General features: G+C 38.3%; 1 protein-coding gene. It reads right to left on the bottom strand.

Annotation, left to right across the window (positions count from 1 at the left end; genetic code table 11):
* The coding region (gene cpaB / locus CO726_RS31280; RefSeq protein ID WP_245916864.1) for a Flp pilus assembly protein CpaB at window positions 1–448 on the bottom strand (448 nt) is incomplete at its 3' end.
* Window positions 449–530 lie beyond the last annotated feature (82 nt).

The following is a 530-nucleotide window of genomic DNA, read 5'->3' as shown; positions in this document are numbered from 1 at the left end:
GTTTGAAATACAAGTCCACATACGTATTTGGGATAATACTATTCCCTGAACTTGTTTCCAAATCAACAAGTAACGGAAAAGCAACTTCTCCATCTTTCAAATTTAAAATAGCAGAGTCCGGTAACTCATCTTTCTTTACTACATTATTTTTAAAGAGATAGCTATTTTCTGTAATGGGCTGCCCATCATTTGTCCACTTACCTACAACCTCTTTTTTATTTACACGTAATGCATTAGGGGGAATCGCATCACCAGGTAATGTTCGTTCCACTAGCATGTCTTCTTTAATTTCTGTATGCGCAGGTATATCCTTTGCGGCTACAACAATCTTTGTTGGTTTTACAGCATTTTCTACTGCGAAATGATTGTATCCATAGATACCCGCTACTGTTGCAGCGGCTAGACCTACCGCAACAATCTGCTTCTTTTGAAACTTAGATGGCTTCAATGTTTGTATTCCTCCTTATGTAGCCTTTAAACGCAAAAAAAGGACACACCTATGGCATAATGCGCCTTAGGTGTGTCCTTTT

It is taken from the genome of Bacillus fungorum (assembly GCF_002746455.1).
Taxonomy (GTDB): Bacteria; Bacillota; Bacilli; order Bacillales; family Bacillaceae_G; genus Bacillus_A; species Bacillus_A fungorum.
The sequence above is the reverse complement of the archived record's forward strand: the minus strand, read 5'-3'. Positions and strand labels throughout refer to the sequence as shown.